The organism is Alphaproteobacteria bacterium LSUCC0396 (assembly GCA_041228345.1).
In the GTDB taxonomy this organism is placed as follows: domain Bacteria; phylum Pseudomonadota; class Alphaproteobacteria; order Puniceispirillales; family Puniceispirillaceae; genus UBA3439.
This window is the reverse complement of the sequence record CP166131.1, coordinates 2,542,686-2,567,269: the sequence shown is the minus strand read 5'-3', so window position 1 is coordinate 2,567,269 and position 24,584 is coordinate 2,542,686. Positions and strand designations below refer to the sequence as shown.

Here is a 24,584-nt window from a genome sequence, read left to right as displayed (position 1 = left end):
CATTACCCTAGCTGGTTTTTGGCTTGGCATTGATCAGCAAGCGGCCATTGTCATCGACAAGCTGTAATCGGTGCGCTGATAGCCCATTTTCCAACGCAACACGTGACCCGGCAAGACGCAGCAGAACCTGCCCACCAGAAACATCCATCGACAAGATCTGATAGCTTTGAATAACTGCCACCTCACTCAGTGCAACAAGGCGGCTGGCCCATTCCTTTACCGATGTTACCGGCACAAAGACATTCAGATTGCCAATGCTTGTCCCGCCGATCAGGTTTGCTGAATGCCAGCTTGCATCCAGCTTTGCGATAATCTTCTGGCGCATTTTATCAAGATTGCCCGGCGCAATATCGGTTAGCAGCATCTGATCGCCTAACAGAATATCGGTCAACAGCTGGCCATTTTTGTCAAAAAGCTGTGCGGTAATTGTGATCACCGGTTTTGACCCCTCATAATCAAGCGACGCTGTAACCAGCATGACCTGCTCGGCGTTGACCTCGCTGGCGGCGGCGGCCAGTTTCGCCGGATTGGCGTCGTTCAAATCCTCACCGCGAAACCGCCGTTCATTGATCAAATTCCGGTCAAGCTGGCGCAGTGATAGCAATCCGCGATAAGAAACCACCTGATCCCACCAGCCGGATAGCCACTGATTATCCTTATGCCATGCGCGCGCGCCATCCGGGCCTTTCCAGACCGGGATTACCAAAACAGGTGGACTGTATAATTCTGACCATTGCAGATTGGCAGCAATCATAGCTTGCCGTAGCCGGGTCGCGTCAAAACAGAAATCCAAGGTCGCAATATAGCGCTGCTCCAGATTATTCTCTTCAACGATATGGGTGAAATCGGAAAAATTATCGAGATCATGCATTGCCAGAAATTGTGCCTTCCCCGCAGCCGTCGGTAACACCCGATCAAGAACTGTTGAAAAGGCGCGCTCGGCGGCATCCCGCACCCCAACATCACGCGCAATCGACGCCGTTTCCGCGCGTTGATCAACCGTTACGCCAGCAACGCCGTAAACTGGTTCGCTGCAGCGATTATTTGCCGCCAGAACCGGATGACTGATGCATAAAGCGACCAAGATAAACGCCAGCGGTTTGGACTGGCGGCGAATTTCTGTGATTATGTGAAAGATAAATGCTGCGCGCATGTCGTCCAATGCCTATTATGCGGTTTGATTCGATGGTCGATTATGTACCGATCCAAGCTTATTAAATATTGTTATATCAATCCTAGTCACCGAGGCCAGCATGTCTAGCGGACAAAAACAACCTAAATCCCTCAAATACAGTGACGCTGGTGTCGATATTGACGAAGGCGATGCATTGATCGGTGATATTGCGCCGCACGCCAAACGCACAAAACGCGCCGGTGCCAGTACTGACCTTGGTGGATTTGGCGGCTTGTTTGACACGAAAGCAGCCGGTCTCAAAGATCCAATTCTTGTCGCCGCAACCGATGGTGTCGGCACCAAGCTTGAATTGGCTAAAACCACCGGGCTGCACCGCGGCGTCGGTATTGACCTTGTGGCGATGTGCGCGAATGACATTTTAGCACAAGGTGCAATGCCACTGTTTTTTCTAGATTATTTTGCCACGGGGAAACTAGAGCGCGAGATGGCAGTTGAAGTCATTGCCGGCATTGCTGATGGCTGTGTCGAGGCCGATTGTGCGCTGATTGGTGGTGAAACGGCAGAAATGCCGGGCATGTATCCGGCTGGAACCTATGATCTGGCAGGCTTTTGCATTGGTGCGGCTGAGCGCGGTACCTTGCTATCGCCGGGCCAGCCAAAGGCGGGTGATGTGGCCATCGGCCTAAGATCATCTGGAGTCCATTCAAACGGGTTTTCACTCGTGCGCAAAATTATCGAAGTCTCGGGTACCGACATCTTTGCGCCAGCTCCTTTTGCCCCAGATAACGGCAGCCTTGGCGCCCAATTGATGGCACCGACCAGGATCTATCAAAAGGCCGCCGCAACCGCGCTTGCAATCGGCGGTGTCAGCGGCATTGTCCATGTTACCGGTGGGGGTTTGATCGAGAACCCTCCACGCGTTTATGACGCCTCATTGGCGTTCAAATTTGATTGTGCTGCCGCGCCTCTGCCGCCGGTATTTGGCTGGCTTCGTGACGAAGGCAGAATGGAGCTGTTTGAGCTGGCGCGTACCTTTAATTGCGGTATCGGGCTGATCATCTATGTCGATGCGGGCAAGGCTGATGCTGTTCTGGACGCATTGCGGGCAGGCCCTGAACCTGAGGCCCTGATCATCGGCTCACTTGTCACGCGTGATGGCGGTGATGCGGTGATATTGGAGAATAGTGAGCATTGGCGCGGACAGGCATGATCCGGCTTGCCATTCTAATTTCGGGGCGCGGCAGCAATATGCTTGCGCTTGCCGACGCCATCGAGGACTTCGGAATTGATGCCGAAATCGCAATTGTCATCAGCAATAAGGATTGTGATGGCATCACCCTCGCCGCAAAGCGCGGAATGTCCACCAAAGTGATTAAACGCCGCGATTTTGATACACGCAGCAACCATGATACGGCAATTGCGGCGGCGATCACGGCAAGTGATGCTGATTACGTGTTTCTGGCTGGTTATATGGCGATTCTTAGCGCTGATTTCGTTGAAGAATTTACTGGTAAGCTGATCAATATTCACCCCTCGTTACTGCCTGAATTCAAAGGCCTCGATACGCACCAGCGGGCGATTGATGCGGGTGCTTTGCGGCATGGCGCATCTGTTCATCTGGTCAATGCCGAATTGGATGACGGGCCGCTAATTCTGCAAGCTTGGCTTGATGTGAACCCAAGCGACACAGCTGAAGGTCTTGCCACGCGGGTGCTACGGCTTGAGCATCAGCTATATCCCTTTGTTCTGTTCAGCCTAGCAGAACAGCATCTTGGCCTTTCACCAGATGGCGCTGAATGGCGCGTAAAAGATGCGGCATTAACAGCTGCACCTGCGGCAATGCGCGACGTTCTGGCGCCATGCCTTTGCTGGCCTGACGATCTATTGATGCAATAAATTGGTCTAATTGTGCGGTTGATTTGCCGCGCTTATTCGGCCATAAATCAAAGATTATTTGAACAGCGGGTTGGGCGTTGAGGGTAGAGCATCCTCATGATCTCGCCGCGATGGGGAAAAGGCATTTATCATGGATACAAAATCACTCGACAAACAGGCCAAAGAACATTTGCAGGTCTATCATAATGTTATGCTTGCGGCAAAAATTGGCATTGTTGCAATAATTGCGACGCTTGTGATCATGGCGGCAACGCTAATTTAACCTGACAGGGTTCAGGCATAGACGTCCGAATTTTACGGGATGCAATGCTGGCATTAACCACGATCAAATAAAAAGGCGGGGCAAAACCCCGCCTTTTCTTGTTTATCAAAACGCACCAATAGGGCTGTTTATGATGTGATTTCACATCTGGCAAAGAAATAGGCGATTTCAATTGCAGCATTCTCTGGGCTGTCTGAGCCGTGAACTGAATTGGCCTCGATTGATTCTGCAAAATCCTTGCGAATTGTACCCTCGGCGGCGTCGGCTGGGTTTGTCGCCCCCATGACTTCACGGTTCGCAAGAACCGCATTTTCGCCCTCAAGCACCTGCAAAACGACCGGGCCTGATGTCATAAAGGCCACAAGATCATTGTAGAATGGGCGCTCAGCATGAACGGCATAAAAAGCCTGGGCTTCGGTTTGTGTTAGCTGCTTGCGCTTTTGCGCGACGATGCGAAGACCGGCAGCTTCAAGCCGGGCATTTATCTGGCCAGTCAAATTACGGCGTGTCGCATCAGGTTTAATGATTGAGAAAGTTCTTTCGAGTGCCATTATGCATCCTTTGGTTTTACTGAGCGTGACCCAAGATCACGCATCATTTCGAGCTGGAAACTATGGCGTCTTAATACGGCAAGCACCCATCAAGGCACAAGCCCAAAATCAGCCAATCCAGCAAAACGGCGGCAAAACTGGTATAAATACTCGTAAAACTGGCTTAAATACTCGTAAAACTGGCTTAAATACTGGCAAAACCCTGCAAAATCAGGCTTTTTTATCCCAACCGCCTTGCGCATTTTGGGAAAAATAGCCAAGCTGGCCGTCGCTCAAATCCTGCCACGCCTTCCATTGCGTTCGTGCCTGCGCTAACTGCGCGTCCGATCGCCCATCAAAAAGATAAAAACCGCGCTCAAACATCTGCAATGTGGCGGGCACACTGCCATGCAGCATAAACAGGAATTCGGCATTGATCTGATTTGCCGCCATATCGCTTGAAATCCAGATATTGCAATGATCAGTCCCGTCGGCATCATCTAGCCCATGCGCAAGCCATGACTCGGCCTCGTGACTCCAAAGCGCTGCATCAAGCGCATTTGCCGCCGGCATGGGGCAAAGAATTAGCGCCTTTTTCTTTGCCGCAAGTGTCTTTTTCAATAGCATCAGCAAGACAGTTTCCAGTCCCGCTTGACCTATCTGATAGAAGTCAATTTGCCGCATATGATCCAATCTTAGCTGTCAGTCTCATCCATCGTTTGAGACATTTCAGCACCTTGCCAATCATCAATCAACCGGTTCAAAAGGCGCACCCCGTACCCTGTACCGCCTTTTGGCACCGTTGCGGTTGACAAATCTGACCATGCTTTGCCGGCAATATCGAGATGTGCCCATGGTGTTGCCTCGACAAACCGGGCCAGAAAACAGGCAGCGGTAATCGCGCCGCCATAAGGCCCACCAATATTTTTCATATCGGCAATGTGAGATTTTAGCATTCGATCATAGGCTGGCCCCATTGGCATTTGCCACAAACGCTCACCAGTGGCCTCTCCGGCTGACACTAATTGGCTTACCAAATCGTCACTATTGGCAAAAAGGCCACCATATTCTTTGCCAAGCGAGGCAATAATGGCGCCGGTCAAGGTCGCCAGATTAACCATCGCCTGCGGCTTAAATCGGGTTTCAGTGTAATGCAACGCATCAGCCAGCACCAAACGCCCCTCGGCATCAGTGTTGATAACCTCAATGGTCTTGCCCGACATTGATTTTACCACGTCGCCCGGGCGCTGGGCGTTGCCATCGGGCATGTTCTCAACAAGGCCGATCACCCCAACAACATTTTTCGCCACTTTCCGGCCGGCAATCGCGCACATTGCGCCCGTCACCGCAGCCGCGCCGCCCATATCCCATTTCATATCTTCCATGCCCTTGGCAGGCTTTAGCGAGATACCGCCAGTATCAAAGGTTACCCCCTTGCCAACGAGCGCAAACGGCGCTTCATCACCGCCGCCTTTCCAATTCATTACCACCATAAAGGAGTCACGCCGACTGCCCTGCCCGACGCCCAATAATGCGCCCATGCCGAGGGTTTCCATCGCCGCTTCATCAAGGATTTCAACCTCAAGCCCAAGCGCAGACAGCGCCGAACAACGCGCCGCAAATTCGCCCGGATATAATTTATTGGCAGGTTCAAACACAAGATCTCGCGCCAGAAAAACGCCGTTGGCAAGCGCCTCACGGTCTTGGAACAGCGCGCTATTCTCATCAAGCGCATCCCCACCAACGGCAAGTCGAACGCTGTTATTCTCGTCATTTTTTTCGGTGAAATAGCTGTCGAAATAATATGAGGCAAGATTAGCCCCGAACATCATATCGGCCAAAACCGTCGCATCGAGCTTGTGATCGGGAAACCAGCCACGTTTCGACGCCGTTCCGGCAAGCGCTGAAAACAGCTTTCCGCCAACTATCTCCGCCTCTTTACCCGGCGCCAGCTTGTCGCCAGTGCCAAGCAGAAGATAGCTCTGCTTATCATTATAGATCATCAGGCTTTTACCAGCCTTGCCAGTAAATTGTGCGGTTGCCATTGCGGCGATCAGAAAGGCAGCAACATCCTGTTCTAGATGCGGGATAATATCTCCTTTTTTGCCAATCAAACAAATTGTGGTGACGTCACCTTTGGGGGCGGTTTTAGCAAAGCTAAGCTGAAGTTTAACGGGCATTGATCTCTCACTTCTGGAAACTAGGGCCTTTAGTTAAAACAGGCACTCACCATCACTGTCAATCCAGCCATATGGTCGCACTATAGGTTTTGCCTTTCTATTGGCGATTGTGCTATTGAAGCCATTGGCAATAGATGGGGATATATATGCAGTTTAATCTGTATATTTTCAATCAGCTTTTACGCACTACATTGGCGCTGACATCGGTGCTGGTGGGGATCATTTGGCTATTCCAAACAATCCGCATTCTCGAATTGGTGGTTAATCGCGGCGCCCCCGTCAGTGACTTTCTGATCATGTCAGTTGCGTCGATGCCTTTATGGTTGATGATCGCGATTCCCATTTCAGGCTTTATCGCGGTAAATTGGGTCTATAGCCGTATTCTTGCTGACCGTGAGTTGCTGGTCATGCAGTCAATTGGCCTTAGCCCTCTGCAGCTTGCCAAGGCGCCGATCGCCCTTGGGATATTAATGACCGGATTTCTGGCAGTGAATTCTGTCTATATTTTGCCCGCCTCCTTTGGCGTCTACAAGGACCTACAGTTTAAATTGCGCAATAGCATACCGACGATTTTGTTACGTGATGGCATCTTTATCGAGGTGGTCGATGATATGACGATGTTTATCGGCTCGCGCGATGATGATGATGTTATGCGCGATTTATTTATTCACGATGCAAGACTTGGTGATCGTATCATCACCATGACGGCAAAATCTGGCACGTTTATTGAACGCGATGGAAGCCCAACGCTTATTCTTCAAAATGGCGAAAGGTCGGAACGTAATGCTGAAGGCCAAAGTGGCGCTGTGCTGCTTTTCGAAACACATTCGGTGACCATCACCCGCAGCAGCAGCCAACCAACCGCGCGCGCCACAATTGATATCAATGAAGACACCATCGCCAATCTGCTATCACCTGCAGCGGCCAGTTCGCCGCAATATTATCTACAGCGTCACGCCGAAGGTCATTACCGCATCGCATCGCCATGGCTGGGGCTGGGATTAGCCTTGCTCTCAGCCGCGATAATTTTACGCGGACAAATCCGGCGCGATTTATGGACACGGCGTGCCAGCATGAATATTGGCGCCTGTGTTTTGGTAATTATTGCCGTTGTTGTCACGCGCGGCTGGGTAACGAATAACGCCAGCCTCTGGCCATTTATTCACCTCAGCGTTTTTGTTCCAATCATCCTTGCCATCTGGCTGCTTCGCTCGACGCAAACAGACTCTAGCTCACCACTGCATGAGGGGGCCGCGATATGAGCCAGTTTGCCCCCTTCGGCACGTTATTCCGTTACTTTGCATTGCGCTTTGTTGGCTGGATAGCTTTATGTTTATTTGGCCTTGCATCAATTATCAGCCTGATCCAGACGGTCGAGCTTGCCCGGCGCGTTAGCGTTCTAACGACAACGACGCCAGAGGTAAATTTTCTCAATATGGCGTTTTTAAACCTGCCTGCGGTAATCGAGATGATCTTGCCATTTGCCATGTTAGCGGGGGCAATGCTGTGTTTTTCATCATGGAACCGGACCAATGAATTTGTTGCTGTTCGGGGGTTTGGCCAATCAGTCTGGGCAGCGCTCGGGCCAGCTTTGTTTTCCGCCTTTATCATCGGCATGCTTTTTGTCACGATTATCAATCCGATTGGCGCGGTGACATCAAAACGCCATGAAGCTCAGATGGCCAAAATATTTGGCGAGTCAGATAATAATTTTTCTGTATCGACAAGCGGCATATGGCTTCGTGACACGCTGGAAACTGGCAAACTCATCATACGCGGCGATGCGTTGAACACAGAAATCGCCAGCATTATCAATCCAGCGATTTACCTTTATGGCGAAGATGTGCATCTAAGGGCGTTATATAAGGCTGATGCGATGCAGCTGACCGACAAAGGCTGGATGCTGGACAGGGCTGTGCGGTGGCTGAGTGACGGGCAAAAAACCGATATCGGCAGTTTACTTTTGCCAACTGGCCTTGACGCACTTGATCTTCGCCAATCCGGCCTTCGTCCCCAGTCGATTTCGGTTTATTCCCTGCCGGGCTTTATTGACGGGCTTGAGAGTGCCGGCATCCCGGCCAGTGAATACCGCTTTCATCTTTACAAGACATTATCTACACCGCTGCTGATGATTGGTATTGCGATGCTGGCAGCGCGTGTGACGTTAACCAATGTATCGCGTGGACGGCGCTCAAGGCTATTTTTGCGCGGCGCCTTTTTGGCAATTGCGATCTTTATCTTTAGTTACTTCATGCAGGTTTTAGGATCATCATTGCAAGTACCAATGTCAGTTGCCGCATGGACACCGTCGATTGCCATTGCCCTATTTGGTGCCATAATCCTTGCCCGCACCGATGAAAGCTGATTAATAAAGAGAACGAGTAACAAAGCGCAGTTAATTCCGAGAAAACCTATCAAAAAAATCATGGACATTATTGAGACAATGATCGCAATGCGAAGAAAAATGAGCCTGATGCCACTTGCTTTCTGCATGATGGTTATGCTCACCGCAGGGATGTTTATGTTCAGCGCAGGAACACGACCAGCTAATGCGGCGTTAGAAATCATTGCAAAGGTCAATGGCAAGGCGATCACCAATTATGAGGTTGACCAGCGCACAGCCTTTCTGCGCATGGTCACAAATTTAGAGGATACCGAGGCCAACCGCGCCCAAATTAGGCAAGACGCTGCGCAGATGCTCATTGACGAAGCCCTAAAGCTGGAGGCGGGCATATCAGTCAACCCCACCCTTGTGGGAAGAAGCCGTGAGACGGCGCGACGGCTGGTCGATGAAAACTTTGCTCTTAACGGTAAAAGCGGAACCGAGCGTCTGCGTGACGAGGGAATTGACGCCCGAAATGTTCAGGCAAAATTCATTACTGACATTGTATGGGCTGAGTTTATTAGATTTAAATTTCAATCCAAATTCAGTGATTTGGAACAGGTTACTGATATGGTGCTCGACCGTATCAAGGCGAATGCAAAACAGCCTCAGGTCAAACTAAGCGAGATTGTATTGCTGCCAGAACCAAACCGCCCGCTTGATCGCACCCTCGTTCTTGCGAACGAGATTATCAAAGCGGTAAATCGTGGTGCCGATTTCAATGCAATCGCCAGACAATATTCCGCAGCAGGCACGTCTGGAAATGGGGGGGCACTTGGCTGGATAATGCTTGATCAGCTCCCGCCCGAAATTCAGGATTTGGTAAAACAAACCGAGATCGGCACCATTAGCGCACCGCTTCAGCGTGACGGGTTAGTGATTTTAATTCAAAATGAAGGGCGCCGTCAGGATGGTGTTGCCGACCCAAGCCAAGATATTGTTACGCTCGCACGAGCGGTATATCCGCTTGGCAAAGACGCGAACAACGCGGACAAGCTAGAGGCCGCAGCAAAGCTTGAGCGCGACACCGCAACCGCGAAAAGCTGTGATGATATTGTAGTGCTAAACAACAGCTATAACGCAGGCGTGAAAAGCCTGATTGAGAACGTTACTATTGGCTCATTCAATCGGCCTTTGCAGAGTTTGATCAATAACCTGAAAGTTGCTGTTCCAAGTAAACCACTGGCATTTAATGATAGTTTAAGTGTCGTTATGCTGTGCAACCGCCAGAGCCCAACCATCAGCCTACCATCACGCGACGATATATACCGGGCTGAGTTTGATAAAGTGTTTGGCTCGCTATCCGAGCGCTATTTGCTTCGTTTGCGTCGTGCAGCGGTTATCGAAACAGATTCATGAATTTGATGACGAAGCGACCTCTTCTTATCACACCTGGTGAGCCAGCCGGTATCGGTGCTGAAATCGCCTTAAAGGCGTGGCAGAGCGGTATCACCGATCTATGCCTCATTGACGAGCCTGCGCACGTAGAGCGCACAGCAACGGCACTGGGCATGACGCCAAGATTGACTGAAATCACTGATCCGGTATCGTTTGATCCAAACAGTCACAGCCTACAGATCATTCCGATCAGTTGGACCAAGCCGCCTGTCGCCGGCGCGCCTGATGCGGCAAACGCACCGCAGGTCATTGACGCGATCCAGCGTGCAGCCATCTGGGCACAAGCAGGTGCCGCTGCCGGTATTGTGACAAACCCCATTCAGAAATCCACTCTCTATGACGCTGGTTTCGCCTATCCGGGGCATACCGAGTTTCTGGCAAGTCTCGCCACGCCGGTGCCGGGTGCGCCGCTTATGATGCTAGCCTGTGACGCGCTAAGGGTAGTGCCGGCAACCATTCATATTGCGCTAAACAAAGTTCCGGAAAGCATCTCAACATCGTTGATCATCGAGAAATGTCAGCTTTTGAACACAAGCCTGATAAACGGATTTGGCATTCCAGACCCGCATATTGCCGTTTGCGGACTTAACCCCCATGCCGGCGAAAATGGGCGGATGGGTCACGAGGATGAAACAATTATCCTGCCTGCGATAAACCAGTTACAGGCCGAGGGTATCAACGCCACAGGCCCCCATCCGGCGGATACGCTGTTTCACGCCGAAGCACGCAAAACTTATGATGCGGTTTTGGGTATGTACCATGATCAAGTTCTTATCCCGCTGAAAACAATTGATTTCTTTGGTGGTGTGAATGTAACGCTTGGGCTGGATTTTGTGCGAACATCACCCGATCACGGTACTGGCCTTGATATCGCTGGCCGCGGCATTGCCCGCGCCGACAGCCTGATCGCAGCCATCAAAATGGCAAGCAGACTCGCCGGCAACAGCCGTCGCCAAACCGCAACATGATGCCGTGTCTTATCGTCTTTACGCCGACACGGCACTGCAAGCAATCAGTCCAGATGAGTGAACGTGCCAGATGAGTGAGCGTGCCAAATGACCGACCGGCAATTAATGCTTGATCAGATCGAAGCTCTGCCCCCATTACGCCAGCTTGTCGAAATGATGGATATGCGGGCACGCAAATCATTGGGCCAAAATTTTCTGTTCGACCTTAATCTAACCCGCAGAATCGCCCGGTCAGCCGGCGCGTTATCGGGTACCACGATTGAAATTGGCCCGGGACCTGGCGGCCTGACTCGCGCATTATTGCTCGAGGGTGCCGACCATGTAATCGCGATCGAAAAAGACCAGCGTGCCGCGGATATTCTCGCCGGATTAACCAAAGCCGCTGGTGACAGCCTTGATTTAATTGAGGCTGATGCGATGGAGAGTGCCATTTGGGAAATGGGCACGCCGCCGCGCCGGATTATCGCCAATTTGCCCTATAATATCGCAACAACTCTATTCATTAATTGGTTAAGCCATGCCAGCGCTTTTGAATCCATGACGCTGATGTTCCAGCGGGAAGTGGCAGAACGTATCACCGCCAAACCGGGGGATAGCGCTTATGGCCGGCTAAGCGTTTTGACCCATTGGCTGGCTGACAGCGAGATTTTGTTTGATGTACCGGCGTCAGCCTTCGTGCCTGCCCCCAAAGTCACATCATCGATTGTACAGATTGTGCCGCTAGCGGTGCCGCGCTATCCATGCAATCAAAACGCATTAGAGAATTTAACGCGCATTGCCTTTGGTCAACGCCGTAAAATGCTTCGAAGTTCATTAAAGAAAATTGGCGGGGAAACGCTTTTACGGGCAGCAAATATCGACCCGGAAAAACGGCCGCAAGACATTGATGTCGAATCTTTTTGCCGCCTTGCATTGCACGCCGAGGCAGCCGCCCTAGAGACTGATTAATAGCCAGCGCGAAGCCGTTTAACAAAATTTGTTAACCCAACCTGCCGGTCACGCCGCAGCCGTTCAGCCTGCAAAATGGCCTTTACTTCCTGTACAGCCTGATCAAGGTCAGCATTTACCAGAATGTAATCATATTCACGATAATGGCTAATTTCGTCAGATGCTTTTGCCATCCGCGAGGCCACAACATCGGCGCTATCTTGCGCGCGGCTAAGCAACCGCTTTTCAAGGTCGCGCGTTGATGGCGGCAGAATAAATACCGAAACCAGATCTTCACGGCTGGCATCAGCAAGCTGCTGGGTACCCTGCCAATCAATATCAAACAGAACATCGCGCCCAGCGCCAAGCGCGGCCATTACCGGTGCAGCAGGCGTGCCGTAATAATGATCAAAGACTTTGGCATATTCCAACATTTCACGGTTATTTATCATTAAATGGAAATTATCGGTCGTTACGAAATGATAGTCCTTGCCCTCAACCTCGCCCGGACGACGCTTTCTGGTTGTCGCTGAAATCGACAGCTCCAGCTGATCATCCTCGGCCAGCAGACGCCGCGAAATTGACGTCTTTCCCGCCCCCGATGGCGATGACAGCACCAGCATCACCCCCCGCCGGCCAACAAGACCATTCTTATTATCACTATCTGCTGACGATCCTTTGGTCATTGCGCTTTGTCCTTCTTGGCTGCGGCCTCAAACTGTCTGAATAATCTTACATTGCGGTTATGCGCGTCCAGTGTTTTTGCAAATCGTAACCCGCCTTTGCCATCTGACACAAAATAGAGATAATCACTATCAGCTGGATGCAGCGCCGCCATAATCGATTCCTGCCCCGGATTACAGATTGGTGTTTTTGGCAAGCCAGAAATCACATAGGTGTTCCACGGGGTTTTGTTTTTTAATTCAATTTTGGTTATCGGCTTTGGTTCGGCCGGACTTTCAGCTGTATCATATTGAACCGTTGGGTCAGATTGAAGACGCATCCCGCGTTTCAGCCGGTTGACCAAGACCGCGGCAACCAGCCGCCTATCGCCACCTGCAGCCGCTTCTTTTTCAATGATTGACGCCATAATCAGCGCATCTTGCGGCGTCTTGTAGGGCAGATTGGGGGCACGATCAATCCAAGCCTCGGCAAGCGCCATCTGCTGAATCTGCTGCATCCGGTTTATCAGATCCTCACGCGGGGTAGCATGGGTGTAAAAATAGGTTTCGGGGCGCAGACTGCCCTCGTCTGGGACTGTTTGCACGTCGCCAGTTAAATGTGGCAAGGCCTTAATGAGCCGAACCACATCGGCGCTTCGCAGCCCCTCAACAATGGTCAGACGGCGCTGATAGCTAATCCCCGCATGAATGATCGCCATAATCTGACTGACGCTGGCCTTTGCTGGCAGCAGAAATTCACCAGCCTTTGGCATAAACCGATCGCCAGCAAGCAATCGCGCCGCATCGTAATGGTAGATTTGAGATAGCACCCCAGACCGCGCAAGAACTGAGCGCAACACCTTATGCCCGCTTCCCGGTTCGATGATGATCAGAACGTCTTCTTGATGCGGGCCTGCCCCATGCAGCATCCGGTCATGCCAGTAATAGATACCGGCAGACGCGATCACGCCAAGCAGCAGAATAAACATCGCCGACCGGGACAAAAACCGGACGGCTGTGCCAAGCATCAGGTAACCTCACCCATGATCAATGACGCATTAGTGCCGCCAAACCCAAACGAGTTCGACATGGCATTGCGGACTTTACGGCTCCGCGATTTCAACGGCACGAGGTCAAAATCTGCGACCTGATCTTCTGGATCATTTAGGTTCAAGGTTGGTGGCAAATCACCGGTTTGTACTGTTTTAATGGCGTAAATCGCCTCGATTGCACCCGCCGCACCAAGCAGATGCCCCGTCGCGCTTTTGGTTGATGAAATGGATACATTTGCCGCTGCATCACCTAAAAGACGGGCCACGGCTTTGGCTTCAATCAAATCGCCAAGCGGCGTTGAGGTGCCATGTGCATTCACATAATCAATATCGCTTGGCGCGAGTCCGGCGCGCTTTAGCGCCGCCTGCATCGCGCGAAACCCCCCATCGCCATCCTCAGCTGGTGCGGTAATATGATGTGCGTCACCTGACATACCATAGCCTTTGATTTCGCCGTAAATCTTGGCGCCGCGTGCCTTGGCATGTTCCAGCTCTTCCAGAACAACGATACCGGCACCTTCGCCCATGACAAAACCGTCACGCCCTTCATCCCACGGCCGCGATGCCGCTTCGGGTGTGTCATTATAGCTGGTCGAGAGCGCCCGTGCAGCTGCAAACCCCGCCATACCAATCCGGCATACCGCAGCTTCCGCGCCGCCCGCTACCATTACATCGGCATCATCAAGCGCAACCATCCGCGCCGCATCACCGATCGCATGCGCGCCTGTTGAACAGGCGGTAACGACCGCGTGATTTGGCCCGCGAAATCCATAACGGATCGAAACATGGCCAGAAATAAGATTGATAAGCGCTGACGGAATAAAGAACGGGCTGATTCGCCGCGGGCCTCTCTCGTTCATCAGTTGATCTGTTTTCACAATTGATTCGAGGCCGCCTATGCCTGACCCGATCATCACGCCTGTGCGGCATTGCGACTCGCGATCCTGCGGCTTCCAGTCAGAATCCTCAATGGCCTGACAGGCAGCCACAAGTCCAAGCTGGATAAAGCGGTCTTGTTTCCGCTGTTCGCGTGGGTCAATCCAGTCATCGAGATTAAGCCCGCCAGCAACGTCAGCGCCCGGCACTTGACCGGCGATTTGACAGGCGATATCGGAGACATCAAACCCTTCGATGCGTGAAATTCCGCTTTTGCCGGCAATGATTTGAGACCAGTTATGGTCTACACCAGATCCAAGCGGAGTAACCATTCCCATTCCGGTAACAACAACACGGCGCAAGGCAAACCTCCCAGAAAATCAGGTGGAAATCGACGGCTGCGCATTCACCAGATAGCAATGCGCAGCGATCATTTGTTTGAAACGCTGAGGCTTAGGCAGCAGCTTCTTCGAGGAACGATACAGCGTCCTTCACGGTCAGGATACGCTCGGCAGCATCATCCGGAATTTCAACGCCGAACTCTTCTTCGAACGCCATAACCAGCTCAACTGTATCAAGGCTATCCGCGCCCAGATCGTCAATAAAGCTTGCGCCCTCGACAACCTTATCAGCGTCTACACCCAAATGTTCTACTACAATATTCTTAACACGATCTGCGATATCGCTCATTGGTGCCCCCTCTTAGAAGCTTAGATTTTGACCGGAAGTCCGGCCGGAGAATTCAAAAGTTGGCGGCAAATAACATAGTTTTCTGTGTTATGCCAGCCCCGTTTGTCACTATAATGAGCAGCACGCGGTTTTTAAAGCATCGCCATGCCGCCGTTAGCATGCATTGTCATGCCGGTAACATAGGCTGCCTCATCACTTGCCAAAAACACAACCGACGCGGCAATTTCAGCTGGCGTGCCAAGCCGCCCCGCCGGAACCCTGGTCAAAAGATTGGCTTTTTGCGCCTCATCCAGAACGTCGGTCATCGGTGTTTCGATAAAGCCCGGCGCAACCACATTCACGGTGATGCCGCGGCTTGCCACCTCGGCCGCCAATGATTTGCTAAAGCCGATCATCCCTGCTTTAGAGGCGGCATAATTTGTCTGGCCGGGGTTACCGGTTACACCAACGACCGACGAAATTGAAATAATCCGCCCGGTTCGTGCCTTCATCATACTGCGCATTGCCGCCCGACATAAGATCATGCTCGCGGTCATATTGACCTCGATAACATCATCCCAATCCTCGTCCTTCATCCGCATCAACAACCCATCGCGGGTGATACCAGCATTGTTGATCAGGATGCCAACCGGCGCACCAGCAACATCGCCAGCCGCATCGACAAGGCCTGCAACCTGTTCACGGTCAGCCAGATTGGCGGTTACCACAAATGCCCGCTCGCCAAGCTCTGCCGCCAATGCATTCAGCCGTTCAGCGCGTGTACCATGCAGAACAACAACCGCGCCCCGCGCGTACAACGCCCTGGCAATTTCGGCCCCGATGCCACCGCTGGCACCCGTAACAAGAGCGACTTTGCCCTGAAGATCAAACATAACAACCCCTTTTTCAAAGATTTTGGAGGGCGCGGCTTAAACGCGTTTCAGCAAAAAAATTCCAGCCGACACCAGACTACAATTGCGCCAACACGCTGTCCAGATCATCCGGCCCTTCGAGATTTAACACGACCTCGGCCTCGACCCCGCGCTTGACCAGCCCAGACAGAACTTTACCAGTTCCAAGCTCAATAAATTTTGTCGCACCGGCGGCACTCATGGCCAGCAAGGTCTCGCGCCATCTTACCCGTGCGGTCACTTGTGTCACAAGGTTAGCGCGAAGCTGCTCCGCCTTGGTCTCAGCTGCTGCCGTTACATTACAATAGACCGGCATCGCGGCGTCCAATATCGCTGTTTCAGCCAACACCTGTGCCATCACATCGGCGGCAGGCGCCATCAATTCACAATGGAACGGCGCCGACACCGGCAGTTTAATCGCCCGCCGCAAGCCTGCTGCCTTGGCGCACTCAATCGCCGCGTCCACTGCCGCTGCGGCACCACTAACCACAATCTGCCCCGGCGCATTATCATTGGCAATCTGAACAAGGCCGGATGATTGCGCATCAGCCAGAATGGCATTGATCTGATCTTCATCACCACCAAGAATTGCCGCCATTGCGCCCTCGCCGACCGGCACCGCCGATTGCATCGCATCACCGCGCTGGCGCAGCAACCGCGCCGCATCACTGATCGAAAGGCTGCCGGATGCTGCCAAAGCCGCATATTCCCCAAGCGAGTGGCCTGCCGCCAAGCCGCCACGCGAGGTCAGCAATGTACCAAGCTCAGCCTCGATCACCCGAACCGCCGCCATCGACGTCGCAAACAACGCCGGCTGGGCATTGCGCGTCATGCGGATCGCATCATCTGGCCCATCCTGCATTATGGCAAACAGGTTTTCGCCAAGCGCATCATTCACCTCTTCAAACACCTGTTTCGCTGCCGCATGTGACGCGGCCAACGCACCGCCCATGCAAACAGCCTGAGATCCCTGACCCGGAAACAGAAATGCAATCGATTGATTCGTCATATAGTTCACCCATTTACTGGATATAGTTCACCCACTCACTGGCCAATTGCCAGCTGACTTGAAACTTTACCCTGGCGCACCGCGCCTTTATTTGTATCACAAACAGATATATCTCAAACCCTATGCCAGAAGTCTTTGCAAAGGCAACCATTTGCCGTGCCCGTCACGACCAAATAATTGGCGGGGCCGTGATGCAGAGAATTTGGCAAATCACCGGACAGATAACCGGATGAAAAATCATGTTCGGCCGATGATGGCGACAGCACCTATCATGCGTTTGCTATTGTGATGCGGCAAAGATGCCGATCAGGCTTGCGCTTGCGGCAAAAAAGTGTATGGTGCGCCTCGTGCTTGTGGCGATCCGCCGCAAACATATTACATCATTGACTTTATCCTTGCCGGTTAGCCGGTTCGTTGGTGCCATTGTCGGCAGCAACAATAAGCCAGAAGGAGTTATCATGCGCTTGTATGAAAGCGTGTTTATTGCACGCCAGGATATTACTGCAGCCCAGGTGGAAACCATGGCTGATGAATTCGCCGAGATCATTACATCTGCCGGTGGATCAATCAAAAAACGTGAATATTGGGGTCTTCGCGCCCTTGCCTACCGGATCAAAAAGAACCGGAAGGGCCATTATGTCATGTTCAACCTCGAAACCGGATCAGAAGCGCTTAAGGAATATGAGCGCATCATGGGCCTGAATGAGGATGTTCTGCGCTTTTTGAACATCCGGATTGAAGAGGTCGAGGAAGGCCCATCAATCATGATGCAGGTAAAGACCGAACGCCCACAGCGCGGCGGACGTGATGACCGTGACGATGGTGACCAAAACGAAGCCAAGGCTAACAGAAATGACAGCGCAGACGCCGAAAAAAGTGAGGGCTAATCAATGACCCAGTTGGAAATCAAACGCGAAGCCGTACGTAAACCATTTAACCGTCGCCGCAAGGCATGTCCGTTTTCTGGTCCGAATGCGCCAAAGATCGATTACAAAGACACCAAGCTGCTTGCCCGCTATACATCAGAGCGCGGTAAAATCGTTCCGTCACGCATTTCTGCTGTTTCTGCAAAAAAACAGCGTGAACTTGCCACTGCCATCAAGCGGTCACGCTTTCTGGCACTGATGCCATATGTGACCGCATAAGCATCGCCAGAATTCAGGAGACATCAAAATGCAAATCATTCTTCTTGAACGCATCGAAAAGCTGGGTCAGATGGGCGATCTCGTCAATGTGAAAACAGGCTATGCGCGCAACTACCTTATCCCGCAGGGCAAGGCTCTTCGGGCAAACAAAGCCAACATGGAGCGGTTCGAAGCCGAACGCGCCCAGCGTGAAGCCAACAATCTTGAGCTTCGTAAAGACGCCGAGACCGAAGCTGCAAAAATGCAGGGGCTGGCTGTCAATATGGTGCGGGCTGCCTCTGAGATGGGTCAGCTTTTCGGATCAGTCACATCACGCGATATTGCCGAATCGGTTACCGAAGCCGGTTTTACCATCGACCGCAATCAGGTCGTGATGGATCGCTCGATCAAGACCTTGGGCCTTACCGAAGCCCGTATCCGTCTGCATCCAGAAGTTTCGGTGACTGTTATTGTGAATATTGCCCGTTCGCTGGCTGAGGCTGAAACCCAGCTGAAAACAGGCATGGCAGTAACCGGCGAAATCACCGATGATGAGCCAGCCCTTGAAGCCGCTGACAGCGAAGGTTCCAAAGCTGCAGAAGGATCAGCTGAAACATCATCTGACGATGATACGGCCGATAAAAGCGAAGCCTAAACCTGATAGATCATGTGATTAAAACCGGAGCTTTGTCTCCGGTTTTTTTTGTCAAAAAAAAACTGTTTTTTGAGTTATCCCCATCATCCCCAGTCTTAACATGGGGCAATTGCGATGCGAGGCTGCTATAAAAACCTATGGCTGATGAACGCTCGAACATAAAAACCTTTCCCGGATCTGGCACAACACCGCCAGCCCGCGTCATGCCGCATAACCTGCAGGCTGAACAAAATCTGCTTGGCGCGATCCTGCTTGATAACAGCGTCATTGAACGTATTGACGATCGTTTGCTTGCCGATCATTTCTATGATCCGTTTCATGGCCGGATTTTCTCGACAATGCAGCGGTTGATTGAACGGGGGCAACTGGCCAATCCGGTTACGCTGAAAAGCTTTTTTACCGATTATGAAGATTTCCAGAGCGACAGTTCCGAAACATACCTCTCAGAGCTTGCCGATGGTGTGATCAGCATTACCCAAGCCCCCGATTACGCCAAAATTATCCATGAGGCTCATGTCCGTCGCCAGCTCATCTTAATCGGCGATGAAGTGATTTTGGATGCCAGCCAGCCCGAGGTTGACGTGCCGGCGCATCAACAGATTGAAGCGGCCGAGTCAAAATTATTCCGCCTTGCCGATACGGATAGTGCCAGCGTTGGTTTGCGCGGGTTTGATTCGGTGATCAGCGGCAGTATCACCCAAGCCGACCTCGCACGGAAAAGTGACGGGCACCTGTCTGGAACCAGTACCGGCTTGACCGATTTGAACAATCTGCTTGGCGGTATGCATAAATCGGATTTGATTATTCTGGCCGGTCGCCCGGGCATGGGTAAAACGGCGCTGGCGACCAACATTGCCTTTCATGCGGCGGCAACTACCCGTACTGGCGAAACCGCCGTTCCGGTTGCTTTTTTCTCACTGGAAATGGCGGCTGAACAGCTGGGAACGCGTATTTTGTCGGAACGCGCACAAATCGACTCGGAACAAATCCGACGCGGCAAGCTGAACCGTGCCGAATTTGATCAGCTTGTCGCCGCCAGCAACACGATCGCAAGCGCGCCATTCTTTATTGATGATACGCCATCGCTATCGGTCTCGCAGCTTGCCAGCCGCGCGCGCCGGCTAAAGCGCACGTCCGGCCTTGGGCTGATCATCGTCGATTATCTTCAGCTGTTAACGCCGCAGCTAGGCGTAAGGTCAGAAAACCGCGTTCAGGAAATCTCGAACATTAGCCGAACCCTAAAGGCCATCGCCAAGGATTTGAATGTTCCTGTGGTGGCGCTATCCCAATTATCGCGTGCTGTTGAAATGCGCGAGGACAAACGGCCAAACCTCGCCGATTTGCGAGAGTCTGGATCAATCGAGCAGGATGCCGATGTGGTCATGTTTGTGTATCGCGAGGAATATTATCTGAACAAGCGCGAACCCGAACGCAAAATGGAAGAGTCGGAAGACACCTTCAATATTCGTCATGACGAATGGCTACGAAAGATGCAAAATTCAGAAAACAAGGCCGAAGTCATCGTTGCCAAACAGCGACACGGGCCAACAGGATCGGTGCTGGTACATTTCGAGAAACGCTTTACCCATTTTACTGATCTAACCGAAAGCACCCATCTTCCCGAAGGGTTCTAATTTGCCATGACGACAAACCCGTCCAAAAATACCGTCGATTTTACTGTTCTAGCTGCCGATAGCACGATCACCGTTAACCTTGATGCGATTGTCGAAAATTGGCGTTTCATCGACAGTCTGTCATCACCGAAAACAAAGACGGCGGCCATGGTCAAGGCAAATGGTTATGGCCTTGGCAGCGGCGCAGTTGCCAGCGCTCTGGCGCGTGCGGGCGCAGACATATTCTTTGTTGCCAGCCTTGGTGAAGCGATTGAATTAAGGAAGACATTTCGTGCCACCGGTCATGATGGCCTGCAGATCATGGTCCTGCACGGCGCCCAACGCGGCCAAGAAGACGCGCTTGCCGCCCATCAATTAGTGCCGGTTTTAAATGATCTTGAACAAATTACCCGCTGGCGGCTTTTCGCCAACAAGACCGGCACATCGCTGCCTGCATTGCTGCATTTCGATACGGGCATGACGCGGCTTGGGCTGGATGCGGATCAGGCTGACTGGCTGATCCAGAATAAAGCAGCACTCGATGGGCTGGATATTGCCTATGTGATGAGCCACCTTGTTTCTGGTGAAGTGGTCGATGATCCAATTAACCGGCGGCAACTTGCCAGCTTTAACGAGCTTCGAAGCTGGTTTCCGGCGGTACCGGCCAGCCTTGCCAACAGTGCCGGCTGTTTGTTGGGAAGCGATTATCATTTCCAGATGACGCGCCCGGGCATTGCGCTTTATGGCATTCATCCGCTGGAGGCGGCGACACCTCAATTGCGACCAGTTTTTGACTGGCAGGCTAGGATCTTGCAAATCCGTCATGCGGTTGCCGGTGACCGGGTTGGCTATGGCGGAACGGTTGAATTACAGCGCGACTCGCGCATTGCCACGATCGGCGTTGGCTATGCTGATGGCTATCGACGCCAGCTTGGAGGTAGGGCAAGCGTATCAATTGGCGGACAGGTTGCACCGGTAATTGGCCGCATTTCGATGGATAGCATTACCGTCGATGTGACCGATCTTGACAAAACGGCCCTACGCGCCGATTTTGCCGCGCTGATCCATGATGATTATCGGCTGGAAGCGATGGCGGCTGACCTTGAGACGATTTCCTATGAGATCATCACAAATCTTGGTCACCGCGCAAATTGGCGTTATTGCGGCGGCGTTTAGGCATTACGCTGTTCCCGTTTTTGTCTTTTGGCGGTGAAACTTTAACCAGTTTCTTCCCATATTTTTGGCGACTGACAGATTTTCTATAGCCAAAAAAGGCAAACATCGGCATAACGAAAGCTGCTTTTTCACTATTTATCGAGGACGGTTCCAAGACATATGCTCGGCTTTGTCCAAAATATAGGTCGCACCATCCTCACTTTCCTTGCTGCATTCGGCCGGATCACTCTGTTTTCGGTAACTGCGGTGCGCTGGATTTTCACCCCGCCATATTATTGGCAGCAATTGCTTCGCCAGATCGTTGACATTGGCTATTACTCCCTCCCCGTCGTTGGGCTGACCACGTTATTTTCTGGAATGGTGCTGGCGCTGCAATCCTATACCGGCTTTGCCCGCTTTTCGGCCGAGGACACGGTCGCAACTGTGGTTGTTTTATCAGTGACGCGCGAATTAGGGCCCGTTTTGGCAGGGTTAATGGTTGCTGGCCGCATTGGCGCATCAATGGCTGCTGAAATTGGCACGATGCGGGTAACCGACCAGATTGACGCGCTTGACACCTTATCGACACGCCCAATGCAATATCTTGTTGCGCCGCGATTGCTGGCTGGCACGATCTGCTTGCCATTTCTGGTGCTGGTTGGTGACGTGATTGGCGTTTTTGGCGGCTGTATTGTCGGGGTATACCGGCTTGGCTTTAACCCGTCGATCTATCTGGCGCGAACGCTTGAATATCTTGAAGTGTCCGATGTAACACTTGGCCTGATAAAGGCCGCTGTATTCGGATTTCTGATCGCGCTTATGGGCTGTTATCACGGTTATCATTCAGGCCGCGGGGCGCAAGGGGTTGGCCGTGCTACAACCAATGCCGTTGTGTCTGCATCGATCTTGATCCTGATCGCCAATTATGTCGTCACGACAATATTTTTTGGGGGATAGGCATGGCGGTTATCCCAAAAATCGAATTATCGGCTGTTACCAAATCATTTGACGACAATCATGTTCTTAAAGGGATTGATCTGACCATTGCGCCACAGGAATCGTTGGTGATTATTGGTACATCGGGCTGCGGCAAATCCGTCTTGATGAAATGCCTTAACGGGTTGATCACGCCAGATAGCGGTAGCATAAAAATTGACGGCAAAGAAATTCTTGGCCAAGGGCGTGCCGCGCTTGAGGATCTGCGCCAGCGTTTTGGCATGACATTCCAATTTGGCGCCCTGTTCGATTCATTGCCAATCTGGGAAAATGTGACCTTTCGATTGCGCCATCAACGCGATCTTGGCAAAAGCGAGGCGCGTGATATCGCCGCGCAAACGATCACCCAGCTTGGGCTTGCCGCCACGGTTATCGACCGATATCCAGCTGAATTGTCGGGCGGCATGCAAAAACGCGTTGCGCTGGCCCGTGCGATTGTTGACGAGCCGGAAATCCTGTTGTTTGACGAGCCAACATCCGGCCTAGACCCAATTACCGGCGGGGTTATTGACCGCCTGATTATTGATGCGCGCAAACGGCTTGGTGCGACGACCGTGACGATCAGCCATGACATGGCTTCGGTACGGCGCATCGCCGATAAGGTGGCGATGGTGCATAATGGCGTAATCATCTGGGCGGGATCTGCCGATAATATGGAAAATAGCGGGGTTCCTGAGGTGCATCAATTTGTTCATGGCTTATCAGAAGGGCCGTTGACGCGTGAAATGAGCCCCTCACAAAAGGCTCATTCATAATGGCCAGAAGCACAATCTCATTTGTGTGCCAGCAATGCGGTGCCATTGCCCCGAAATGGGCCGGAAAATGTGATGATTGCGGCGCGTGGAATACGCTTGTCGAAGAAAGAAAAGAAGCACCGTCAGGCCCCGGCAAACGGGTAACTGGCCGCCGCATACAACTTGAGTCACTCTCACTTGATAACAGCAGTGAGCCTCCGCCCAGAATGCGCTCAGGCATCAGTGAATTTGACCGTGTGTCAGGTGGCGGTCTGGTTCCAGGATCGGCAACATTGATCGGCGGCGACCCCGGGATTGGCAAATCAACCCTGTTGCTACAGCTAACCTGCAAGCTGGCAGCGACCGGCCTGAAGGCAGCCTATATTTCGGGTGAGGAATCGGCTGATCAGGTGCGAATGCGTGCCCAGCGGCTGGGGCTATCGGGTGCGAGTGTCGAGCTAGGCACCGCAACAAATGCCAGTGATATCGCGGCATCAATGGATGGTGCCGACAAGCCGGATATTATGGTGATCGATTCGATTCAAACGATGTTTTTACCAAGCCTAGACTCGGCGCCCGGCACCGTCTCACAGGTACGCGCCACCGCACAAGAACTCATCCGAGCCGCAAAAAATAATCAGGTGGCACTGTTACTTGTCGGCCATGTCACCAAAGACGGCGCCATAGCCGGCCCGCGTGTGCTGGAACATATGGTGGATGCGGTACTGTATTTTGAAGGCGACAGATCGCATCATTTCCGAATCTTGCGAAGCGTGAAAAACCGGTTTGGCGCGACTGACGAAATTGGCGTCTTTGAGATGGTCGAAGCAGGCCTTGCCGAAGTGCCAAACCCGTCAGAACTATTTCTGGCTGACCGGCGGGACGATGTTACCGGCGCTGTGGTGTTTGCTGGCATCGAGGGCAGCCGGCCGGTTCTTGTTGAGATCGAGGCGCTGGTCGCACCATCGTCACTGGCAAGCCCGCGGCGTAATGTGGTTGGGTGGGACTCAAGCCGCCTTGCGATGCTGACTGCGGTTCTTGAAGCACGATGCGGGGTGCCCTTATCGGGACGTGATATTTTCCTGAATGTGGCTGGCGGGTTGAAAATTCATGAAACCGCGGCTGATCTTGCAGTGGCGGCGGCGTTGATTTCATCGGTGACGGGCCGACCCGCCCCAAAACGCACGGTTTTTTTTGGCGAAGTGGCGTTGTCGGCGGAGTTAAGGCAAGTTGCACAGGCCGAGGCGCGGCTAAAAGAAGCGGCCAAGCTGGGGTTTGACAATGCGGTTATGCCGCGCCCCCGAAAATCAATTAGTAAAACAACTGGTATATCAATGGCACAGCCAACAACATTGGCTGAGTTGATCGAAGTTATGGGTGGAATAAATTAACGTCCTAACGCATAATTTGGCGCTTTTGGCGTCAAACCGTTCCGGACAAAGGGTCTAG

26 protein-coding genes are annotated in these 24,584 nt (G+C 52.3%); 16 read left to right on the top strand and 10 right to left on the bottom strand.

What is annotated here, in order from left to right; genetic code table 11:
* Positions 1–7: 7 nt before the first annotated feature.
* Positions 8–1,153 carry a hypothetical protein gene (locus tag AB8881_12190; GenBank protein ID XDZ63288.1) on the bottom strand — a complete coding sequence of 382 codons (1,146 nt, stop codon included), beginning with the start codon at positions 1,151–1,153 and terminating at the stop codon, positions 8–10.
* A 100-nt stretch (positions 1,154–1,253) separates the two neighbouring features.
* Between AB8881_12190 and purM the strand changes: the two genes are divergently transcribed.
* The 3 genes from purM to AB8881_12175 all read left to right on the top strand — a co-directional run bounded on the left by purM (position 1,254) and on the right by AB8881_12175 (position 3,293).
* A complete protein-coding gene (gene purM / locus AB8881_12185; protein ID XDZ63287.1) occupies positions 1,254–2,345 on the top strand; it encodes a phosphoribosylformylglycinamidine cyclo-ligase in 1,092 nt (363 codons plus the stop codon).
* Positions 2,342–3,031, top strand: coding sequence for a phosphoribosylglycinamide formyltransferase (gene purN / locus AB8881_12180; protein ID XDZ63286.1), 690 nt, complete (start codon positions 2,342–2,344; stop codon positions 3,029–3,031). Before purM ends, purN begins: the two co-directional genes overlap by 4 nt.
* 130 nt (positions 3,032–3,161) lie before the next feature.
* Entirely contained in the window at positions 3,162–3,293 is a 132-nt protein-coding gene (locus tag AB8881_12175) for a hypothetical protein (protein ID XDZ63285.1), read from the top strand.
* 128 nt (positions 3,294–3,421) lie between these two features.
* Here AB8881_12175 and ndk read toward each other — a convergent pair whose 3' ends face one another.
* From ndk to AB8881_12160, 3 genes are all read right to left on the bottom strand, one after another.
* Complete coding sequence (ndk, locus tag AB8881_12170; GenBank protein ID XDZ63284.1) at positions 3,422–3,844, bottom strand: nucleoside-diphosphate kinase; 423 nt, start codon at positions 3,842–3,844, stop codon at positions 3,422–3,424.
* A 210-nt stretch (positions 3,845–4,054) separates the two neighbouring features.
* On the bottom strand, positions 4,055–4,507 hold the full coding sequence (locus AB8881_12165; protein ID XDZ63283.1) for a DNA polymerase III subunit chi: 453 nt from the start codon (positions 4,505–4,507) through the stop codon (positions 4,055–4,057).
* Positions 4,508–4,518: 11 nt separating this feature from the next.
* Positions 4,519–6,003, bottom strand: coding sequence for a leucyl aminopeptidase (locus AB8881_12160; GenBank protein XDZ63282.1), 1,485 nt, complete (start codon positions 6,001–6,003; stop codon positions 4,519–4,521).
* A 146-nt stretch (positions 6,004–6,149) separates the two neighbouring features.
* Here AB8881_12160 and AB8881_12155 point away from each other — a divergent pair, with 146 nt between their 5' ends.
* The 5 genes from AB8881_12155 (at position 6,150) to rsmA (ending at position 11,700) form a co-directional block, all read left to right on the top strand.
* Positions 6,150–7,265 carry an LptF/LptG family permease gene (locus AB8881_12155; protein ID XDZ63281.1) on the top strand — a complete coding sequence of 372 codons (1,116 nt, stop codon included), beginning with the start codon at positions 6,150–6,152 and terminating at the stop codon, positions 7,263–7,265.
* Positions 7,262–8,368 (top strand): LptF/LptG family permease, encoded by a 1,107-nt coding sequence (locus AB8881_12150; GenBank protein XDZ63280.1) that lies wholly within the window; start codon positions 7,262–7,264, stop codon positions 8,366–8,368. The genes AB8881_12155 and AB8881_12150 overlap by 4 nt, the downstream gene beginning before the upstream one ends.
* Before the next feature lie 99 nt (positions 8,369–8,467).
* The gene (locus AB8881_12145) at positions 8,468–9,745 is read left to right on the top strand and encodes a peptidylprolyl isomerase (GenBank protein XDZ63279.1); all 1,278 of its coding nucleotides are present in this window, start codon (positions 8,468–8,470) and stop codon (positions 9,743–9,745) included.
* 5 nt (positions 9,746–9,750) lie between these two features.
* Positions 9,751–10,752, top strand: coding sequence for a 4-hydroxythreonine-4-phosphate dehydrogenase PdxA (gene pdxA / locus AB8881_12140; protein XDZ63278.1), 1,002 nt, complete (start codon positions 9,751–9,753; stop codon positions 10,750–10,752).
* A gap of 87 nt (positions 10,753–10,839) precedes the next feature.
* Complete coding sequence (rsmA, locus tag AB8881_12135; GenBank protein ID XDZ63277.1) at positions 10,840–11,700, top strand: 16S rRNA (adenine(1518)-N(6)/adenine(1519)-N(6))-dimethyltransferase RsmA; 861 nt, start codon at positions 10,840–10,842, stop codon at positions 11,698–11,700.
* On the opposite strand, the gene gmk is transcribed toward rsmA, so the two are convergent.
* The 6 genes from gmk to fabD form a co-directional block, all read right to left on the bottom strand.
* Positions 11,697–12,365 (bottom strand): guanylate kinase, encoded by a 669-nt coding sequence (gene gmk / locus AB8881_12130; protein ID XDZ63276.1) that lies wholly within the window; start codon positions 12,363–12,365, stop codon positions 11,697–11,699. The two genes, rsmA and gmk, sit on opposite strands and share 4 nt — an antisense overlap.
* The gene (gene mltG / locus AB8881_12125) at positions 12,362–13,369 is read right to left on the bottom strand and encodes an endolytic transglycosylase MltG (GenBank protein ID XDZ63275.1); all 1,008 of its coding nucleotides are present in this window, start codon (positions 13,367–13,369) and stop codon (positions 12,362–12,364) included. Before mltG ends, gmk begins: the two co-directional genes overlap by 4 nt.
* Entirely contained in the window at positions 13,369–14,631 is a 1,263-nt protein-coding gene (fabF, locus tag AB8881_12120) for a beta-ketoacyl-ACP synthase II (protein ID XDZ63274.1), read from the bottom strand. Before fabF ends, mltG begins: the two co-directional genes overlap by 1 nt.
* 91 nt (positions 14,632–14,722) lie before the next feature.
* On the bottom strand, positions 14,723–14,959 hold the full coding sequence (locus AB8881_12115) for an acyl carrier protein (GenBank protein XDZ63273.1): 237 nt from the start codon (positions 14,957–14,959) through the stop codon (positions 14,723–14,725).
* 131 nt (positions 14,960–15,090) lie between these two features.
* Positions 15,091–15,831, bottom strand: coding sequence for a 3-oxoacyl-[acyl-carrier-protein] reductase (gene fabG / locus AB8881_12110; protein ID XDZ63272.1), 741 nt, complete (start codon positions 15,829–15,831; stop codon positions 15,091–15,093).
* Positions 15,832–15,907: 76 nt separating this feature from the next.
* A complete protein-coding gene (gene fabD, locus AB8881_12105; protein ID XDZ63271.1) occupies positions 15,908–16,858 on the bottom strand; it encodes an ACP S-malonyltransferase in 951 nt (316 codons plus the stop codon).
* 458 nt (positions 16,859–17,316) lie between these two features.
* Here fabD and rpsF point away from each other — a divergent pair, with 458 nt between their 5' ends.
* The 8 genes from rpsF (at position 17,317) to radA (ending at position 24,526) form a co-directional block, all read left to right on the top strand.
* Positions 17,317–17,745, top strand: a complete 429-nt coding sequence (rpsF, locus tag AB8881_12100) for a 30S ribosomal protein S6 (GenBank protein XDZ64563.1) — start codon at positions 17,317–17,319, stop codon at positions 17,743–17,745.
* Between the two features lie 3 nt (positions 17,746–17,748).
* Complete coding sequence (gene rpsR, locus AB8881_12095; GenBank protein XDZ63270.1) at positions 17,749–18,003, top strand: 30S ribosomal protein S18; 255 nt, start codon at positions 17,749–17,751, stop codon at positions 18,001–18,003.
* 28 nt (positions 18,004–18,031) lie between these two features.
* Positions 18,032–18,637, top strand: a complete 606-nt coding sequence (gene rplI / locus AB8881_12090) for a 50S ribosomal protein L9 (GenBank protein XDZ63269.1) — start codon at positions 18,032–18,034, stop codon at positions 18,635–18,637.
* Between the two features lie 137 nt (positions 18,638–18,774).
* Positions 18,775–20,271 carry a replicative DNA helicase gene (locus AB8881_12085; protein ID XDZ63268.1) on the top strand — a complete coding sequence of 499 codons (1,497 nt, stop codon included), beginning with the start codon at positions 18,775–18,777 and terminating at the stop codon, positions 20,269–20,271.
* Positions 20,272–20,277: 6 nt separating this feature from the next.
* Complete coding sequence (gene alr, locus AB8881_12080) at positions 20,278–21,426, top strand: alanine racemase (protein XDZ63267.1); 1,149 nt, start codon at positions 20,278–20,280, stop codon at positions 21,424–21,426.
* A gap of 159 nt (positions 21,427–21,585) precedes the next feature.
* Entirely contained in the window at positions 21,586–22,362 is a 777-nt protein-coding gene (locus tag AB8881_12075; protein ID XDZ63266.1) for an MlaE family ABC transporter permease, read from the top strand.
* A 2-nt stretch (positions 22,363–22,364) separates the two neighbouring features.
* Positions 22,365–23,156, top strand: a complete 792-nt coding sequence (locus tag AB8881_12070; GenBank protein ID XDZ63265.1) for an ABC transporter ATP-binding protein — start codon at positions 22,365–22,367, stop codon at positions 23,154–23,156.
* Positions 23,156–24,526, top strand: a complete 1,371-nt coding sequence (gene radA / locus AB8881_12065) for a DNA repair protein RadA (GenBank protein ID XDZ63264.1) — start codon at positions 23,156–23,158, stop codon at positions 24,524–24,526. The genes AB8881_12070 and radA overlap by 1 nt, the downstream gene beginning before the upstream one ends.
* The last annotated feature ends 58 nt before the right edge of the window (positions 24,527–24,584 follow it).

What these genes read in the sequence shown, in the direction of transcription:
- AB8881_12085 (XDZ63268.1), top strand. Translation starts at nt 18,775, where the DNA reads ATGGCTGATGAACGCTCGAACATAAAAACCTTTCCCGGATCTGGCACA.
- AB8881_12190 (XDZ63288.1), bottom strand. Translation starts at nt 1,153, where the DNA reads ATGCGCGCAGCATTTATCTTTCACATAATCACAGAAATTCGCCGCCAG.
- AB8881_12150 (XDZ63280.1), top strand. Translation starts at nt 7,262, where the DNA reads ATGAGCCAGTTTGCCCCCTTCGGCACGTTATTCCGTTACTTTGCATTG.
- AB8881_12115 (XDZ63273.1), bottom strand. Translation starts at nt 14,959, where the DNA reads ATGAGCGATATCGCAGATCGTGTTAAGAATATTGTAGTAGAACATTTG.
- purM (XDZ63287.1), top strand. Translation starts at nt 1,254, where the DNA reads ATGTCTAGCGGACAAAAACAACCTAAATCCCTCAAATACAGTGACGCT.
- rsmA (XDZ63277.1), top strand. Translation starts at nt 10,840, where the DNA reads ATGACCGACCGGCAATTAATGCTTGATCAGATCGAAGCTCTGCCCCCA.
- fabG (XDZ63272.1), bottom strand. Translation starts at nt 15,831, where the DNA reads ATGTTTGATCTTCAGGGCAAAGTCGCTCTTGTTACGGGTGCCAGCGGT.
- rplI (XDZ63269.1), top strand. Translation starts at nt 18,032, where the DNA reads ATGCAAATCATTCTTCTTGAACGCATCGAAAAGCTGGGTCAGATGGGC.
- alr (XDZ63267.1), top strand. Translation starts at nt 20,278, where the DNA reads ATGACGACAAACCCGTCCAAAAATACCGTCGATTTTACTGTTCTAGCT.
- ndk (XDZ63284.1), bottom strand. Translation starts at nt 3,844, where the DNA reads ATGGCACTCGAAAGAACTTTCTCAATCATTAAACCTGATGCGACACGC.
- AB8881_12165 (XDZ63283.1), bottom strand. Translation starts at nt 4,507, where the DNA reads ATGCGGCAAATTGACTTCTATCAGATAGGTCAAGCGGGACTGGAAACT.
- AB8881_12145 (XDZ63279.1), top strand. Translation starts at nt 8,468, where the DNA reads ATGAGCCTGATGCCACTTGCTTTCTGCATGATGGTTATGCTCACCGCA.
- rpsR (XDZ63270.1), top strand. Translation starts at nt 17,749, where the DNA reads ATGACCCAGTTGGAAATCAAACGCGAAGCCGTACGTAAACCATTTAAC.
- AB8881_12070 (XDZ63265.1), top strand. Translation starts at nt 22,365, where the DNA reads ATGGCGGTTATCCCAAAAATCGAATTATCGGCTGTTACCAAATCATTT.
- gmk (XDZ63276.1), bottom strand. Translation starts at nt 12,365, where the DNA reads ATGACCAAAGGATCGTCAGCAGATAGTGATAATAAGAATGGTCTTGTT.
- AB8881_12160 (XDZ63282.1), bottom strand. Translation starts at nt 6,003, where the DNA reads ATGCCCGTTAAACTTCAGCTTAGCTTTGCTAAAACCGCCCCCAAAGGT.
- AB8881_12075 (XDZ63266.1), top strand. Translation starts at nt 21,586, where the DNA reads ATGCTCGGCTTTGTCCAAAATATAGGTCGCACCATCCTCACTTTCCTT.
- fabD (XDZ63271.1), bottom strand. Translation starts at nt 16,858, where the DNA reads ATGACGAATCAATCGATTGCATTTCTGTTTCCGGGTCAGGGATCTCAG.
- purN (XDZ63286.1), top strand. Translation starts at nt 2,342, where the DNA reads ATGATCCGGCTTGCCATTCTAATTTCGGGGCGCGGCAGCAATATGCTT.
- rpsF (XDZ64563.1), top strand. Translation starts at nt 17,317, where the DNA reads ATGCGCTTGTATGAAAGCGTGTTTATTGCACGCCAGGATATTACTGCA.
- pdxA (XDZ63278.1), top strand. Translation starts at nt 9,751, where the DNA reads ATGACGAAGCGACCTCTTCTTATCACACCTGGTGAGCCAGCCGGTATC.
- mltG (XDZ63275.1), bottom strand. Translation starts at nt 13,369, where the DNA reads ATGCTTGGCACAGCCGTCCGGTTTTTGTCCCGGTCGGCGATGTTTATT.
- AB8881_12155 (XDZ63281.1), top strand. Translation starts at nt 6,150, where the DNA reads ATGCAGTTTAATCTGTATATTTTCAATCAGCTTTTACGCACTACATTG.
- AB8881_12175 (XDZ63285.1), top strand. Translation starts at nt 3,162, where the DNA reads ATGGATACAAAATCACTCGACAAACAGGCCAAAGAACATTTGCAGGTC.
- radA (XDZ63264.1), top strand. Translation starts at nt 23,156, where the DNA reads ATGGCCAGAAGCACAATCTCATTTGTGTGCCAGCAATGCGGTGCCATT.